At 37.1% G+C, this 18,548-nt stretch carries 11 protein-coding genes; 6 read left to right on the forward strand and 5 right to left on the reverse strand.

Annotated elements, in window-relative coordinates; genetic code table 11:
- Positions 1–30: 30 nt before the first annotated feature.
- The 5 genes from ACJVDK_RS10230 to ACJVDK_RS10250 form a co-directional block, all read right to left on the reverse strand.
- Positions 31–1,605 carry a S10 family peptidase gene (locus ACJVDK_RS10230; protein WP_443936565.1) on the reverse strand — a complete coding sequence of 525 codons (1,575 nt, stop codon included), beginning with the start codon at positions 1,603–1,605 and terminating at the stop codon, positions 31–33.
- 692 nt (positions 1,606–2,297) lie between these two features.
- On the reverse strand, positions 2,298–3,878 hold the full coding sequence (locus ACJVDK_RS10235; protein ID WP_443936566.1) for a SusD/RagB family nutrient-binding outer membrane lipoprotein: 1,581 nt from the start codon (positions 3,876–3,878) through the stop codon (positions 2,298–2,300).
- Between the two features lie 19 nt (positions 3,879–3,897).
- On the reverse strand, positions 3,898–7,173 hold the full coding sequence (locus tag ACJVDK_RS10240; RefSeq protein ID WP_443936567.1) for a SusC/RagA family TonB-linked outer membrane protein: 3,276 nt from the start codon (positions 7,171–7,173) through the stop codon (positions 3,898–3,900).
- 185 nt (positions 7,174–7,358) lie between these two features.
- A complete protein-coding gene (locus tag ACJVDK_RS10245; protein WP_443936568.1) occupies positions 7,359–8,426 on the reverse strand; it encodes a FecR family protein in 1,068 nt (355 codons plus the stop codon).
- Between the two features lie 177 nt (positions 8,427–8,603).
- Positions 8,604–9,158, reverse strand: coding sequence for an RNA polymerase sigma factor (locus tag ACJVDK_RS10250; RefSeq protein WP_443936569.1), 555 nt, complete (start codon positions 9,156–9,158; stop codon positions 8,604–8,606).
- 226 nt (positions 9,159–9,384) lie between these two features.
- Here ACJVDK_RS10250 and ACJVDK_RS10255 point away from each other — a divergent pair, with 226 nt between their 5' ends.
- The 6 genes from ACJVDK_RS10255 to ACJVDK_RS10280 all read left to right on the forward strand — a co-directional run bounded on the left by ACJVDK_RS10255 (position 9,385) and on the right by ACJVDK_RS10280 (position 18,534).
- Positions 9,385–9,996 carry an RNA polymerase sigma-70 factor gene (locus tag ACJVDK_RS10255; protein WP_443936570.1) on the forward strand — a complete coding sequence of 204 codons (612 nt, stop codon included), beginning with the start codon at positions 9,385–9,387 and terminating at the stop codon, positions 9,994–9,996.
- Positions 9,997–10,061: 65 nt separating this feature from the next.
- Positions 10,062–11,183 carry a FecR family protein gene (locus ACJVDK_RS10260; protein WP_443936571.1) on the forward strand — a complete coding sequence of 374 codons (1,122 nt, stop codon included), beginning with the start codon at positions 10,062–10,064 and terminating at the stop codon, positions 11,181–11,183.
- Positions 11,184–11,331: 148 nt separating this feature from the next.
- Positions 11,332–14,682 carry a SusC/RagA family TonB-linked outer membrane protein gene (locus tag ACJVDK_RS10265; protein ID WP_443936572.1) on the forward strand — a complete coding sequence of 1,117 codons (3,351 nt, stop codon included), beginning with the start codon at positions 11,332–11,334 and terminating at the stop codon, positions 14,680–14,682.
- Between the two features lie 74 nt (positions 14,683–14,756).
- Positions 14,757–16,211, forward strand: a complete 1,455-nt coding sequence (locus tag ACJVDK_RS10270; RefSeq protein WP_443936573.1) for a RagB/SusD family nutrient uptake outer membrane protein — start codon at positions 14,757–14,759, stop codon at positions 16,209–16,211.
- Between the two features lie 9 nt (positions 16,212–16,220).
- A complete protein-coding gene (locus ACJVDK_RS10275; RefSeq protein WP_443936574.1) occupies positions 16,221–16,994 on the forward strand; it encodes a DUF4843 domain-containing protein in 774 nt (257 codons plus the stop codon).
- A 10-nt stretch (positions 16,995–17,004) separates the two neighbouring features.
- Positions 17,005–18,534 (forward strand): PKD-like family lipoprotein, encoded by a 1,530-nt coding sequence (locus ACJVDK_RS10280; RefSeq protein ID WP_443936575.1) that lies wholly within the window; start codon positions 17,005–17,007, stop codon positions 18,532–18,534.
- The last annotated feature ends 14 nt before the right edge of the window (positions 18,535–18,548 follow it).

Here is an 18,548-nt window from a genome sequence, read left to right on the forward strand (position 1 = left end):
TTAGCTGGGTTGCTATCTGCAAGAAATTCGCTAAAACTTGGCAGCTTCGCCCTCTTTGGGTAAGGATGTTTTAATAAATGTACGAATGTGCTCGTTGGCCGTTTTTAAATCCTCTTTGCGCAAATACATCATATGCCCACTTCGGTATCCTTCCCAGCGCATTCTATCGGTTAATTTCCCTGCGGCATCCAATTGCCACATGCTGTACTTGGCGTTAAAATAATCGCAAGCACCATCGTAATAACCCGATTGCACCAACAAATGCAAATAAGGGTTTTGGGCCATCGCTTGCCGCAAATTATCACCAGTTGTATCGCCACTTCTGTCCCAAGGATGTACCGGCCCAAACATATTGTATTTTAAATCGGTTTTATATTTCAGCTCATTTCGGATGTACATGTTAATGGCCGGTGTAAAAGAATGTAACCAAGACGTTAACTCCGCATTGTAATCGGGTTCGGTACCCGCATCCTTCTTATCGATACCTCGGTAACGGGAATCCAATCGGCCTACAGTGAAACCTTTATCACGTAACAATTCTTTCCAAAAAAGATCTACAGGGACATCCAAATTATAGCCCTCAATTACCTTTTCTGATAATCCCGAATACCGGGCCATCTTTTTTGCAATTGCCTGCTTTTTATCTTTAGGTAACATTCCACCCATCGAAATTGCAGGTATCAATTCGTTGATGGTAAAATTTTCTACCTCGGGTAACATCGCTGTTAAATCTTTGCTTTGTAAATCACTTGATAAAACCTTGTGGTACCAGGCGGTAGCAGAAAAATAGGGTAAGCGCAATGCTGCTTCAACGGGGCCTGAGCGTTCAATACCCAAGTCCGTTGGCGATACTAAAACCACACCATTCAAATACATCCATTGATTGTTTTGCAATTCCAAGGCCAGTCCCGAGACACGCGTTGTTCCATAACTTTCACCAATTAAAAATTTAGGCGACGCCCAGCGATTATTGCGGGTTACAAAAGTATTAATCCATTCGGCCAAATATTTTATATCGGCTTTCACGCCAAAAAACTTATCCTTGGGTACATCTTTGCTTACCGCTCTAGAATAACCGGTATTTACCGGATCTATGTATACTATATCGGCAACGTCCAAAATAGAATATGGATTCTTTTTATACCCATAAGGTTGTACCGGATAACCTTCATCGTCAATATTTAAAACTACCGGTCCTGTGTAAGCAATGTGCATCCATACCGAAGCTGAGCCAGGCCCACCATTGAATGAAATAACCAATGGTCGTTTATCTTTATTTTCGATATCGCTTCGTTCATAATATGTGTAAAATAACCCAGCGATGGCTTTTCCTTCCTCATCCCACACCGGTAAAGTACCTGTAGTAGCCTTGTATGGAATATTTTTACCCTCAACGTTTACACTACTATTGGTTACCACTGTACTTTCCACTTGAATGCTTCTTTCAGCGGAATTCGTTTTCGGTTCTTCCTTTCCCGCCGGGATAGCGCCTTTCTCTTTTTTTGCAGCTTCTGTATTTCTAGCTGGCTTTTGTTTAGATGATTGTTGTGCGAAGACAGAGAGATGAACTAGGAATAAAATAGCTAGGGTAACTTTTACTTTCATATGCGTTTGTTTGGCACATAAATATCTCTTAATTGTACCATTTATCAAAAATTACAGTAGAAATGTTACCGACAAAAAAAAGCGGCATCACTTTCGTGATGCCACTACCTAAAGAGAGAAATAAATGTAGAGTGTTAATTTAAAGCGTTTCTTCCTTAGTATTCCTATAACTAGCCCTTAACTGGCTTTTTAAATTGTTGAGTGATTGTGAATCACACATGTTATATATGATTCAATGCCTAAAGATAATACGAGTTTTCAAGAAATGAGTTGTCAAATAATACGCAAACGTTTGATTCATTTTGTGCATGAATACCTACAACAACTATCATAAAATACATTAAAGGTATTTATGAAGCCTTTACCAATCTTGCATTCCTCCACTATCCCCATAAAATAATTTTATTTAAGCTATTTAAAATCAATTATTTGAATTTAAATAAAAGAACAAAAAATTAAACAACCAATAGAATTAATCAGTCAATCAACGCTAAAGAAATCAAAGTTTTGTTTCAAAATATCGCTATCCAATGTTTTATCCCGTTAATCCATTACTTGATCCATAAATCACTGAACAATCGTTTGCTTATATCCTAAAATGAAGAAATCGATTGCTAAAACCGTGTAAAAAAAAGCCGACATCGAATGTACGATGCCGGCCTACCTAAAAAATTATAAGGATTGACAAATAGTTACTTATCCCACCATACTCTTCCTACCAATGTATTTCCACCAGGCACTGCTGCTGCAGCAGCTTTATAATTTGCTGCATTGGTTACACCTTCTGCTAGTGGATAAGGAAAACGACGTGGTATTACGCCACCAGTGCTCGTATTTGGATACACAATAGGCGTTAGTACAGGAAAACCTGTTCTTCTCCAATTTGCCCATGTTTCATAAAAATCGAACATGGTAATGGTGTGCGCCCAGTACTGAGTAGCAATCATTTGTAAGCCATTGGCTGCTACATACGGATTAGCTGCCAAATATGCTGCTGCATCGGTAGTTGCGATAGCCATACTTGCATCGTATTGCGAAAGGAAAGTCATCGCTGCCGTAACACCTGCATTGTAGTGCGTTGCTGCAGAACCTCCAATATTAAAGCGTTGAGCAGCTTCAGCCCAAAGTAATTCAGACTCCGCATACGTTAAAATAAAGGTGTTTCCATCTCTCTTAAGCATCCCAGGATTAGGAGAAGAATAATCGGTAAAATCGGTATAAGATGCATCTTGGCGAACATCTCTTCCGGCTATACCACTTAAATCTTTACCGTTTGGCATACCTTTTTGAACAGAAGCTGTTGTAATAAAGTTTGGATTTTGTGCTTTTGTTCCATCCGTTAGGTACAATTTAGTAACGGCCACTTTACCCAAACGTGGATCGGCATTTGTTTTCAAATAATTGATAAACGTACTGCTCCATCTCGTATAATAATTCTCTTGACCTCCATCCCCTAACAATACTTGGCTATTTCTATTTTGCGTTACTCTAGCACCGCTTGCATCGTGTTTAAATAAAGCATTATCTGCATCGCTGCTCATGGTTTTGCCTACCGCTTTATTGATGTAGGTTTGCGCTAAGGTAGCATCTGCTTTTGTTAATCGCATGGCCATGCGTAACATTAAACTACTTCCAAAACGTTTCCATTTTGCCACATCGCCTGCATAAACAAGGTCGCCCTTTACTACATCTCCACTAGCGTTTAATGCGTTTACTGCTTCATCTACTTCTTTTAACAAATCAGTATAAATGGCTTGTTGTGCATCGTATTTAGGGTATAAAACGGCGGTGTAATATCCTTGTCCGGCATCGGTATAAGGAATATCACCATATAAATCGGTTAATCTTTCAAAGACCAATGCTTTCCAAATTCTTCCCATTTGATGCACATTATTATACTCGGGTTTTCCTTTGGTAAATTCAACCACATCTACGGCATATTTTACCTGATCTGGATAGGCTTTTTCCCAATAAGCTGCTGTATAGCCCTCGTTTAACATATATTTATCGCCTGCCCAATAGCTGATTACCGACGACATGCCTTGCATCATGGTTGAGGCATAGATTAAATTTCCGCGCCAAGTTTCATACGCAAAATCAATGCTACCTGTATAATTCAACTGCGCTGTTGAAAGTAAATAGTTTGGGTTGTATTCTACTTGTCCGACAGCTTGCGGATCGGTATTAATTTTATCGAACTCTTTTGTACAACTTGAAGCCAACATTAGGCCTGATACTAAAAGTGGTACGTATAATTTTATGATCGTTTTCATTTTCAATTCGTTTAGGAGATTATAACTTAACACTTAAATTTAAACCGAAGGTACGTACAGGCGGCACACCACCTAATTCCATCCCTGGTAAGGTTGCATTGTAACTTGATTCTGGATCGATGTTATCCGTTTTCTTCATTAAGATGAATAAGTTACGTCCAACAAAACTTAGGTTTAAACCTTTAATTTTATTGTTGAACATTTTAGCCGGGAAATTATATCCGAATATGAATTGTCTGAATTTTATAAAGCTTGCATCTTGTACAAACTCTTTTGATACATTATTTGCAAACGTGCTGTAATAATTGGCTGCATTCACGCCCAAAGCATCGCGATTTTCAAGTGTTGCCTGATGCAATCCAAAAACATAGCCGTAGTAATCAGTTGCTGAAAATAATTTTCCGCCCCATTTACCATCGATTAAGAACGACATATTGAAGTTTTTGTATGAAAACTCGTTGTTCCAACCGCCAATCCATTTTGCATATGCAGAACCATACGGTTTTAAATCTCCTCTTACTGGCACACCGTTCGTGTCTTTCATAATGTTACCATTTGCATCATACTTATAATCGTATGCCATTACTTGAGCGGTTGCCTCTCCTTGTAAATTTTGCAAGAAACCTACACCGCTTCTCGAGGTTGCCAATGGTTGCGATGCTGTTCCTGGAGCAAGGGTAATAACTTCATTATCGTTATACGAGGCATTTACACTTGAAGTCCATTTAAAATCTTGACTTTTAAGCACTACTCCAGAGATTAATGCTTCAACACCTTTATTCCTTAGTTCACCAATATTCAGTATTGCTCCGTTATATCCTGTTGTTGTAGAGGTTGGAACGGCAATAATTTCATCTTTTGATTTTTTGTTATACCAGGTAACATCTAAATTTAATCGATCGTTAAAGAAACGCATCTCTGTACCAATTTCAATTTCACTTGCACTAGAGGCGCTTAATTTTGAATTTGGAATGGCATCGTTTTTAATATTTCCAAGAGAGTTTCCATTAACTACCTCACTACGTAACTCGTAATACAATTGCGTTTGGAATGGATCTGTTGCATTACCTACATTAGCATAACCAGCTCTTAATTTACCAAAACTTAAGAACGACGGTTTCCACAACTCAGAAAACACAAATGAACCACTGATAGATGGATACGTTATGCTTAATTTATTATCAAATCCTGGAGTAGCTAAAGTTGAGAACCAGTCTGTTCTAACACTTCCGGTTAAATAAAAAATATCCTTATAGGTTAATTCTAAGGTACCGTAAACCGATTGCGTTTCCATATCGGTCTCCATAATTGAGGCCGATTTACCACCTGTATTTGAGAAGGTGTAAATGCCTGGGATTTGGAATGACGAACCTCTATTGATTACGGCTGAGCTCTTTGTACGACGATAACTTGCACCAATATTTGGCGTAATAGAGAAATCGCCTGCTTTAAATGATTTTCCGATCAATCCATCGGCATTGATATCCGAAAACTTACTTGCCTGATTGGTAAAACCACCATCTGGATCGTATGACGTACCTGAAGGAGTTACCGATAAATAATCGTCGGTGTACGAATCTCTGCCCGCTCTAGCTTGTAAGAATAATCCATTATCAAAAGTATAACGTGCATTAATTGAAGTTAATAAACGTTCTCTTTTGGTATTATTTATAAACTCGTTTGCTGCAAACCATGGATTTGTTGCGTATGGATTTCCGGTATTGTATAAAATTTCGTTTCCAGCAGCATTTTTCCAAGGTTTTAAATCGTTGATATTGATACTGGTTGGCAAGAATGCCGCATTGTAATTGGCGTTACCTGCTCCGTCAGATACCATTGGACGATTTTTGGCTTGTTCCAAAATATAATTTGCACGCGCATCAATTACTAAGCGCTTGATTGGATCGAAAGTAGACGATAAAGTGAAGTTTTGTCTGTTTAAACCCGAGTTTGGCACTACCGAGTTATTGTCCATGTTGCTACCTGAAAGACGAACTACACCGCCGTCAAAGGTTTTGTTTAAAGCAATGGTATTGGTAAAAGTACCACCAGTTTTATAGAAATCTTCAATGTTATCTTTTTGAGCTGAATAGGGTCTGCTTACTCCGTCAAATTGAATCACATTAGACCCATCTAATCTTGCACCCCAGCTAGAACCGCCAGTTGAAGCCGCTGCTAATTGAGTGGTTGGTTTTTGACCATTAACCCCTTGGCCATACACATATTGCCAATTGGTTCTGTCCATCACTTGTTCTGCAACATAGTTGCTATTAAATTCGATGCTGTTTCCTTTACCGCTTTTGGTGGTAATTAAAATTACACCAGCTTTTGCTCTGTACCCATACAATGCTGATGCTGCAGCACCTTTTAAAACCGAAATACTTTCTATATCATCTGGATTTAAATTGCTAATCGCATCACCCAAATCTGGAGCATTATCCCATTGACTTCCTGTATTTCCTACACCAGTGGTATTTTTATATCCTAAGGGTTTATTCTCCATTGGCACACCGTTAACCACATACAATGGTTGACTTGCAGAGCCTAAACTGGATACACCACGAATGGTTACATTACTTGCCGCACCAGCACCACCCGAAGTTGATGTTATATCTAAACCTGCCACTTTACCAACCAATGAATTTGTAACATTGTTTTCTCTTGCTTGGGTTAAGGTTTCACCTGCCACCTGCGTTACCGAATAACCCAAAGCACGACGCTCCTTTTTAATACCCAATGCTGTTACCACAACATCCGTTAATTGTTTCGAATCTTCCGTTAAAACGATTACAATATCGTTTTGATTTCCGATAGCCATTTCTTTCGTTTGAAAGCCTGCATACGAAACAACCAAAACGGCATTTTCAGGAACGTTTAATGTAAACTTTCCATTAATATCTGATGATGTTCCAACACCGGTTCCTTTTACCCTTACGGTTGCGCCGGGCAATGCGGCCCCATTTGCATCTTTTACCGTTCCGGTTATGGCAACATCTTTACGTTTACTAATCACAATTAATCCGCCATCCGACACCGAATATTTTAAATTGGTTCTGTTTAAAAGAGTCGATAAAACATCGGTTATGGGAATATTGGAAACCGTAATACTTACATCTTTATTTACTGGAACATACGAAGAGCTATACACGAAATGATAACTACTTTGCTGCTCAATAATTTGTAAAACCCTGGCTAACTTTGTATTCTTCACATCGAGGGATATTTTTTCTTGCGAAAAAACCGATGCCGATACATTAAGACAGGTAATGAAAACCATCATACAGGTCAATTTCATTAGCATAATGAATTTTAAGATCGCTTTATAATTAAAGCGCCCTTGCGGTAAGTAATAATAAATCATATTTTTGTTTTTTTGGTTGAACATTTCTTGGCAGCGATCTGTTAGCGCAATAACTGCCTTTAACTTAATCGAAGAAAAACTTTATAAGGGCGGTGCTCCAACACCGTCCTTTTTTTCGTTTACTTCGAGATGATTACTTCATTTCTTTTTATCTCATATTTAAAATTATTTTCTGCTTGTTGTAAGGCTTGTAACACTTGTTCGATAGTTTCTTCGCCAATGGTTAGTGTAAAGCGAAATTTCTCGACTTCCGGATCCGTGAATTTGATTTTTACATTGTACCACTTTTCTAGAACATTCCTTATTTCATCAAAATCTTGATCATAAATTTCAATGCGGTTTTTTGTCCATGCGGTTTCAACAATCGTATTGTCGTTTATTTTCGTATAATGGTTAATAACTATTTCTGGACGAGCAGCTACAGGTTTTAATACTTTTTGTTTTGCTGCCTGTTTGTGAACTTTATAAAAAGTAACCTTTTGGCTCGGCTTTAATGTAATAATACCTCCTTCACCTTTGGTCGCTTCCATAGCAATAACACCTCTAATTAATGTTGCTTCGGATGATACTTCATCAGGATACGCCTTTACGTTGAAAGCCGTTCCTAAAACATTGATATTAAAATCCTCTGTATAAACTTTGAAAGGTTTGTCTTTGCTGTGCGTAACATCAAAAAATGCTTCTCCTTTTAAATTTACCTCCCGGCATTTATCATTAAATTCTTTTCCGATGGCTAAGACACTTTTTGCATTTAACATCACGGTAGTACCATCGGGGAGGGTGATTTTTTTGCGCTCGCCACCCTTAGTGGTGTATATTTTCGCTACCACAAGTTCAGCAGGGATGCTTTTTGTGGTATACTTCTGGTACAAATAACCGATTCCTGCCACTAATACGATTGCGGCGGCTATTTTAAGCCAAGTGAAATTTCGCTTCACTTTTAGCGTTGTGGAAGGATTTTCTAAATCCGCTTTAAATTGCTCTAATTGATTATCCAATGGGCGTTTATTGCCACTCAGAATAAAATACAGTCGCTTAGCTTCAGCGATTACTCCTGCTTGTTCAGGATGCGCGTGGATATATTTTGCCCAATATTCTACAGACAATTTATCTGTTCCTGAGCAGTATAATTGGAAAGTGTTATCAACTAGAAAGTCCTCTGGTTCAAACCTACTTCTGTCTATCATTCTTTTTTATTTGGTCTTTATTATAACAGTGTCTAAAAAGTTCTCTTTTTCCTAAAGAAATTTTAACTTTTTTTTAACATTAACTTCACGACCTGTTTAAGGGGGTTTTATACGAAAGAAAATCAGAATAAACGTAAGAACAGCAAATAACTTTTCTTAATCTCACAAACCCAACCTTTAATTCTTCAGTTCTTTACGAAGAATTTTGATGGCATCGTACACCGTGTTATAGGCTGTTTTAATGGTTTGATTGGTTTCTTCGGCAATCTGCTCATAGCTTAATCCCTCAAAGAATTTTAAGTGAATAAGTTGTTTCTGGCGGTAGGTTAATTTTTCGAGGGCGGTTTTCAATTGAAATTTAACCAATTCATCGCTTTGCACTTTTACAATGAATTCTTCATAACTCATTTCCATCCATTCGCCTTCAGCGCCAGCATTGGATAGCGCATCGTTTATTTTGCGTTGACGCTCCAAAATGCGCAGTAATTTCCGCTTTAAAAATGTGCGTAAATAAGCTTCTACATTTTCTACACGATTAAGGGTTTCGTGCTTTTCCCAAATGGTTGTAAATACTTGATCGGTTGCTTCACTTGAAATATCTGCATTGGCACATACCCGAATACCAAAGTTTACCAGCGAATAGTAAAGGGTTTTATACAAATCGAAAAAGGCATCTTTATCGCCCATGCGCAGTCGTTCCCACAATAAATGATGCGTCAATTTGTTATCCATATAGGGTTGTTAGTTCAAGCAATATTAACTAAAAACAACAAGAAAATTACAAAAAATGAAATAGATTTTTCTTTTAGTGCATAAAGGTTTGATTCTTCAAGCTCAGGAGCATATTAAAAATATGTGTTGGAAATTCACCGTCAGATAAACAAATGGCAATCTTTTTGTTATTTCAGTTATTGTACTTAGTTTTGAGTGCTAAACGTCTCTCTGCAAACTAACAATAATGTCAACTGATTTCCTTAAATCCAGTTCAAATTTGCTTTATGATTCGTTTACAGACGATGAACTTCTCGTCTTATTAAAAAACGAGGATGCGGCTGCTTTTACGGTGATTTATCATCGTTATTTTGACATACTTTATTATCATGCTTGCGAAAAACTGAAAGATAAAGATGAGGCTCAAGACATCCTTCATGAACTATTTGCCCAATTGTGGAAAAACCGATTAAGTCTTACCATTACTTCTAAATTATCGTCTTATTTGTATACGGCTGTTAAAAATAGAGTGCTAGATTTTATCTCTCATGAACAGGTAAAAGAGCGATATATAGATTCCTTGCAACTTTATATTAACAATGGTAATTGCGTTACAGATTATCGAATTCGAGAAAAGCAGCTAAAGTTGATGATTGAAGAAGGAATTTCGTGTTTACCCGAAAAAATGCAAGAAGTTTTTAAATTGAGTCGTTACGAACACTTAAGCAACAAGGAAATTGCTACAAAATTAAATATATCGGAAGAAACTGTTAAAAAACAGGTTAAAAATGCCCTAAAAATTCTTCGAACCAAGCTAGGCTTAATTGTTTTTGTTAATTTATTTTTAATTTTTTATTAATTCTTCTACCCCCTACCCACTCTTTGCCCGTCTATAGTAGTAAATAAGCCAAACTATTTACCTACATGCCTCAAATTAACGCCGAAGAACTGTTAAAAAAATACAAAATGGGTACCTGTACCGATGCTGAAATTGCATTATTAGAAAGTTGGTACCTTGAAAAATCTAATAAACACCTTGAACTTAGTCCACAAGATGTTGACCAAGCGCGAGAAAACATTTGGAAGAAACTTTCTATTTCGGTAGAAACACCCAAAAAAGGCACATTTTCCGTTTCTCCTTATCAACTAATTGCCGCTGCTTTAGTAATCGGAATTGCCTCTATTTGTTTATACCTTTTCAGTATTCAGAAAGAAAATGAGACGCCTAAAATTGTAAAATCCACTCCTATTATTCCGGGAGAAAAAAAGGCGATTTTGACTTTGGCAAATGGAGAAAAACTTGCCTTAACAGCAGTTAAGAATGGCTCTGTAACCAATCATGCCAATGCCCACATCATTAAAACAACAGAGGGTGAAATAGAATATCATTCCGAGCAAAACAATCTTACACCACAAGTTAACCAACTTACGGTGCCGAATGGAGGATATTTTACCGTAACATTAGCCGATGGAACGAAAATTTGGCTAAACTCTGCCTCCAATCTTAAATATCCTACGGTATTTAATGAAAAAGAAAGAATTGTAGAATTATCGGGTGAAGCTTATTTCGAAGTTGCACATAAAAACGGTCAACCTTTTAAAGTAATTTCAAAGGGACAAACCATACAAGTTTTAGGAACACATTTTAACATTCAATCGTATTCGGATGAAAAAGCAGTTGTTACTTCCTTAATAGAGGGCAGTGTTCAGGTAATGGCTGAGAATAAAAAAACTGTATTACTTAAACCTGGTCAACAATCGATTAACTCAAAAAATACATTGACAGTTAACTCCGTTAATTTAGATGGAGCGATTTCATGGGTATCAAATGAATTTTATTTTGATGACGAAGAACTAGGCAGCATTATGCGAAAAATAGCACGATGGTATGATGTTGAAATAGTTTGCCCGGACAACTTAACGCATCTCAAATTTACAGGTTCTATTTCGCGTACTAGAAGCATTCAGAAAGTGCTAGCCATTATGCAGTTAACCGAAAGTTTACACTTTAAATATGAAGGAAGGAGGATAACTGTTATGCCGTAATTTTACACCATTACAGTTTACCTAAAAAAGCTAAGGGCGCGGCAACGCCCTTAACTATACTCATTTGAGTTAAACCCAGGTAAGCTGTCTAAAAACGAACTATTTACACTTTAACCAAACCCAAACAAACAAATGTATGAATTTTTACATGACATTCAAGCAGTGTCTTGATAACCAAACTATTGCCAAAAATTCCCTAAAAGTGAAACTAACTTTTATTGTATTATTTGCATTTATCCTACAAGCAAGTGCCATTTCTGGGTATTCTCAGATTACGCTTAATGAAAAATCAGCAAGTATCGAACACATTATCCAAAAAATTAAGAAACAAAGCGGCTATGACTTTTTCTATAGTGCATCCATTTTAAAAGAATCAAGACCGGTTTCTATTCAAGTGAAGAATGTAAGTGTAGACGAAGCTTTATCTCGCGTATTTGAAAATCAAAACATTACATTCAAACTCAACGACAAAACCATTATCCTTCAACAACCATCTGCAGAAGAAAAAAGAAGTCGCGATATTATTGTGAGCGGCCGTGTAGTAGATGAAAACAACAAACCTGTTGAAGGTGCTTCCGTAAAAATAAAAAACGGAAAAGGCAGGGCAATAAAAACGTCAAAAGAGGGAGAATTTAAACTCATTGCCAATTCTGAAAATGATATCATTGTTGTTACATACGTGGGATATAAACCGTATGAAATAAAAGCTACTACTACTCTCTTAACAATAAAATTAGTACTAGAAGAGAATAAAATGGAAGAGGTTGTGATCAGCACCGGTATCTTCAAAAAAGTAGATAAGAGTTTTACAGGTTCATCGCTTACTGTAACTAGAGAGGAACTACAGCAATTTGGTAACCGAAACTTACTTACTAGCTTACGTAATATTGACCCATCCTTTAACATTATTGAAAGCAATTCATTTGGAAACAATCCAAACCGTATGCCAGAGATCCAAATACGTGGAAATTCCAGTTTGCCCAATGTTGGAGAGTTACAAGACCAAACAAGAGTAGATTTAAATACGCCTTTAGTTATTTTAGATGGTTTTCAATCGACACTTCAAAAATTATTAGATATTAATGAAAACGAAGTAGAATCAATTACCATTTTAAAAGATGCAGCTGCTACAGCAATTTATGGATCTAGAGGTGCAAATGGAGTAATTGTGATTACTACAAGAGCGCCAAAAGCCGGAAAACTACGCGTCAGTTATAAAGGCGATTTAAACATCGAATCGCCCGACCTAACCGATTATACTTTACTAAAAGCACGAGAAAAATTAGACTTGGAGCTAAGGGCCGGTTACTACAACAATGCAAGGGCAGAACAGGACTTACCTCTAAAAAGGTATTACAATTATCTTTTGAATGAAGTAAACAGTGGGGTAGAGACAGATTGGCTGGCGATACCGCTTCAAACAGGTGTTGGACAAAGACATAACTTGCGCCTTGAAGGTGGTGATCAAGCTTTTAGATATTCTGCCTCAGCACAGGTGAATAACATTGTAGGCGTAATGAAAGGCTCCTTTCGTAATACTTTCAATGGAGCTATCACACTCATGTACACGTACAAAAACGTAAGATTCCGGAATAACTTACAAATTTCTGACGGGAAATCACAAGAGTCTCCATACGGATCATTTGCCGATTATTCTAAATTAAACCCTTATTGGAGAGCATATGATACAGATGGAAATGCCCTGCGGTTTTTAGGAGATACTGGAAACTCTGATTTTTATAATTATTGGATTTCTTTACCGACTAATCCTTTATACAACGCTACATTAAACACTTTTGATAAAACCGGAACTTCAGAAATCATTAACAATACTTCCGTAGAGTGGACCATTACGAACGGATTAATCTTTAGATCGCAATTTGGTATTACCAAAAGAAACGTACAAACGGATGTTTTTAGACCTGCAGATCACACTGCCTTTGCCAATTATAGTGTTGATGATGTATTCAGAAAAGGGGATTATAGATATGGAATTTCGAATTATCTAGCGTACGATGGTTCCGCCAATATATCCTATTCTAAAACCTTTAACACCAAGCATGTTGTTTTTGGAGGATTAGACTTTAACGTCCGTCAAAACAAAACGTATACTTATAATTTCCTTGCCGAAGGGTTTCCTAATCCAAATTTCGACTTTATTTCCATGGCACTTCAATATTCTGAAGGAGGTAAACCATCTGGATCAGAAAGCTTAACTCGCTCGGTAGGTTTCACAGGAAATGCCAACTACACGTATGATAACCGTTATTTTGTAGATGGTTCATTTAGGATAGATGGTGCTTCACAATTTGGAAGTAACAAACGATTTGCCCCTTTTTGGTCAGTAGGTCTGGGGTGGAACCTTCATAATGAAAATTTCCTACAAGGAAATAAATTTATAAATCGTCTTAAATTACGCGGTTCTGTTGGTACAACAGGATCACAAAGCTTTAATGCGTATCAGTCTTTATCAACATACAATTACTACACAGACGATCGCTATTTTTCTTGGTTAGGCTCCTATCTATTAGGTCTTGGAAACGAGGATCTACAATGGCAGCAAACAACCAAATATAATTTGGGTACGGATGCTGAATTTTTCAATAGACATGTTAGAGTTACTGCAGATGTTTATAAAGAAATCACCAATGGGTTAATTTCATCTGTTAACCTACCTGCATCAAATGGTTTTACGAGTTATGTTGAAAATATTGGAAGTATTCAAAACAATGGGTATGAATTAAAAGTAACAGGATTTGTGATCTCAAAACCTGCCGTAACCTGGAGCATTACTACTGCCATCATCCATAACCAAAATAAGATAATTGAAACATCTAAAGCCTATCAAGATGCACAAACATCTATCCGAAACTCGGCCACAAATGTTGGGCAACTCTTTATACCAGGTTACTCAAGTAATACCATTTGGACTGTGCCTTCTTTGGGAATAGATCCAAGTACCGGAAAAGAACTGTACTTAGGGGCTGATGGTCAGCCTACCTATACTTGGAATGCTAACAATGTTTCTCCTACCGGGGTTACCGATCCAAAAATATTTGGAAATATAAGCACCTTGTTCCGTTACAAAAACCTATCGATGAATGCCTCATTTGGTTATCGCTTTGGAGGACAAGCCTACAACCAAACCTTAATTGACAGGGTGGAAACCGGCAACTATAAATACAATGTTGACGAGCGTGTTTACACGAGTCGTTGGCAACAACCGGGTGATGTTACCGCGTTCAAAGGATTACTAATTACCGGAGTAACACCTAAAACATCGCGTTTTGTGCAAGATGAAAATACTTTTCGTTTACAAAATGTCAATTTACAATACGACTTTAGGTCAGCAAAATTTGTGAAACAAATGGGTATAGAAAACTTAAGTATTGCCGGTAATATGGCCGATGTATTCTACTTAAGCACCATTCGCCGTGAAAGAGGTACTGGATATCCGTTCTCTAAACAATTTTCATTAACCTTAAACGTAACATTTTAACATATGGTTGGCTTGAACACACAAGATAATGCAATATCCATGAAGACAAGCCAAAACATTAAAGAATATAAAAAATGAAAAAAATCAGTTTAATCTTACTAACACTGTTTTTGGCATTAACATTTACTTCGTGTAAGAAGTTTTTGGATGTACAGCCAAAAACACGTACTCCTCAAGATGTATTATTTAACTCAGAGGATGGTTATAAGGATGCGTTAGCGGGTCTCTATATACAAATGAAAGCTAACGATGCCTATGGTTTAGCAATGACACAAACAACCATCGAACGGTTGATATCGAGTTGGGATGTTGTATCGAACACCACTGACCAGCGTATAGGCTTATTTAATTTTGGAGATGCCGGAGTACAAAATGCCTTTCAAAGCATCTTTGAAAAAGAATATTCTATTATTGCCAATACCAATGCTCTTTTGAGTAAAATAGATGATAATAGAAGTGTTTTCAAAACACAGGAATCTTATGCCATGATCAAAGCGGAAGCCTTGGCAATTCGAGCATATTGTCATCTAGATATTTTGAGATTATTTGGTCCAGTTCCTACAACTCCCACTGAAGGAAATCAATTGGCCTATGTGTTAACGGTTTCTAAAACTCCAACCACTCGAATTCCATTCGATGCGTATAAAGAACTCTTATTAAAAGATCTTAATCAAGCCGAAGAATTGGTTAACAACATAGACCCAATACAGCAATACTCGTTGGCCCAGTTGAAAAGCCCCGGTAACAGCAGTGGATTCGACCCGAATGACACCTATTTTGCATACCGTTATTTACGGATGAATTATTATGCCATTAAAGCATTAAAAGCTAGGGCATATTTGTGGTTTGGCGATAAAACTCTAGCATTCAACAATGCCAAAGTTATTATTGACGCAAAAAATGCGGATGGAACTTCTAAATTTCGTTTCGGTACGGCTGCAGACATGGCCACAAGTAAAGATTATGTTTTAACCACCGAGCATATTTTTGGCTTATATGATTTTGACATGTTTGACAAGTACACCAATAATTACAACAACGGAAATATTAAAAAAGGAACTGCTGCTACTACCATTACCACTACATTGTACGGCAATACTGGCACCGATATTCGTGAAGCAAATTTATGGCAACTTATTACACTTGCCAATGGTTCAAGAGCGTATGTTTTAAGAAAGTTTCTTCCAATAGAAGACCCTGCTAATCTTTCTACTGACTTTAAACAAATACCCATGTTGCGTTTAAGTGAAATGTATTTAATTGCAGCTGAAACAGCTCCTTTGGCAGAAGCGCAAACCTACTGGAATACGTTTAGAACCGCCAGAAATATTTCAGCTTCTACACTTCCAACAGATCCAACGCAACTTCAGCTAGAAATTGTAAAAGAATTACGGAAAGAGTTCTATGGCGAAGGACAAGCGTTTTTTGCTTATAAGAGAATAAATGCGCCGAGAACAAGCATTGTTTTTGCACCCGCAGCTGCCGCTGTTAATTATGTAGTTCCTTTACCACTTTCAGAATCTAACTAAGATAAAGCCATGAAAAAGTTACTATTTTTATCCGCATCATTATTGGTCTTATCACTTTATTCTTGTAAAAAAGACCAATTTTATCTGTACAATGACACGGCTAGAATTCAATTTGGCCCCGAACCAAATAGAATTTATACCGCAACCTATAACCTTGCCGACACCCTAAAGCCTTACACTTTTTTTTATGAAGATGCCAGTGTAAAAGAAGACACCGTTTTTTTTGACATTTATGCCATTGGTGGTGTGAGCGAAAAGGATCGCTCATTCAGCTTAGAACAGGAACAAGTTGTAAATGCCAACAATCCGGTTGGCGGTCAGCAATATCTAGATTTTAAAGATCCTAGAGCCACCAAAAATTTTGTGATCAAAGCAGGGTCAGTGCATACCAAGGTTCCTATTATCCTTTTAAGACATCCCAGTTTAAAAACCAACACCTATGTTTTAAAATTTAAAGTGGTTGATGATGAAAACTTTAAAATAGGCGAAAAAAGCAATATCTGGCGTAAAGTAGAGTTTACTGACCGATTAAGTCAACCAGCCGCGTGGAATGCTTCCGCAACACAATATTATTACGGAAAATACAGTGTGACAAAACACCAGTTTATGATTGATTATACTGGCCAAAAATGGGATCAAGAATTTATGAGCTCCATTGGTGCTGAATATGCACTGATGCAGTTTTGGATTGGCACCTTAAAAATTGGCTTAACATCTTATAATGCGCAACATCCTGGTAATCCTTTGAAAGATGAAAATGGAGAACTTGTTTTATTCCCTTAATTATTCAATTATGAAAAATACATTTATTCTGTCTTTACTTGCTACTTGCCTTTTATTGGGATCTTGTGCAAAAGACGATACTAATTTAGATATAAAACCACACGAACAAATTACTGTGTCAGGGCTTGAAACTACGTACATGAAAATTTCAAATTCTGATAAATTGACTATCAGCCCAACCGTCTCATCAACAGACCCCAATGCAGAATTTTCTTATTTATGGGGAATTTACGAAACCAGTGTGCAAGGTTCCGCACCTGTTTTAGATACATTAGCTAAGACAAAAAATTTAGATTATTTAGTTAAACAGCCTGCCAAAACTTGGGTATTAGTTTACCGTGTAACCAATAACAAAACCGGATATTCTCAGTATTTCACATCCAATGTTAATGTAGTTACTCAGTACACCAGAGGCTGGTATGTAGCAAAAGATGATGGTTCTAAGGCCGATTTAGACCTTTTTTTAACACCCAGTACGATTAAACCCGAAGGAGTTGTTGAAGACGTTTACAGCTCTATTAATGGAAAGAAATTAAATGGAAAAGCGGGCATACTTGCATTCTTTTCAGCTTATAAATCTACTGTTACAGGCACATTAGGAAATACACGAACGTTATTTCTTTCATCGGAAAATGATATTTCAGCAATGAACATCAACACATTATCTGAAATAAGAGGCTATAACACCCTATTCTATGAACCGCCAGCAACCAAAAAGGTCGGGGCCGTATTTTTAGGAAGTCAGGCAAATTATTTGATAAACAATGGGACGACCCACAGTATTTATGCGATGTCTGCTAATACTGGTCAATTTGGTGTTGCCAAAATTAAGGATGATTTAAATACACCTTTTTATTTATCTAAATATTTCCTTGCCAACTATGTAGTTGACCCCTGTTTTTTCGATGAAGTAAGCAGTTCCTTTCTTAGTGCAAATGGAACTGCTGCTGTAATGACAGCTGTTGTTGATCATCGAGAAACAAAAATGCCTGCAAATAACAACAACAAAAAGTTACTATTTATGGGATACAAGTCAGGGATCTCGCCAATAATTGGATACGGGATTTTTCAAGATAAAACCGATTTAAGCTTAAAAATTCTTTCGCAAATCAATCCAGCAAGAAATGCGTTTCTCCTTGTAAATGACACCTTAAAAACCACCGACAAACTATATAATGCAGAACAGTATGGCTTACTAGATAACGATGAAAACTTACTCTATTTTTCTGTTGGAAGAGAAGTTTACTCAAGAAACCTTTCCAATAAATTTGAGAGTCTGCAATATACAGTTCCTGTAGGTGAGGAAATTACCTTTATTAGGCATCGTAAATATACAGTGGCAGCAGATGCCCCTTTCAATTACAATTACGTAATAATAGGAACTAAGGTAGGTGCAAACTACAAAATTAGAATGTTTACAAAACCAGTTGGTAACTTAACGGCCCAGCCTGCTTTTACGCTCGAAGGAAAAGGGATCCCGCGCGATATCCTGTATATTTCGCCATCGGTATCAGAAACAACATATAGCGCTACTTTTTAACAGTAAAAAACACA

Source organism: Pedobacter paludisoli, assembly GCF_052344095.1.
In the GTDB taxonomy this organism is placed as follows: Bacteria; Bacteroidota; Bacteroidia; order Sphingobacteriales; family Sphingobacteriaceae; genus Pedobacter.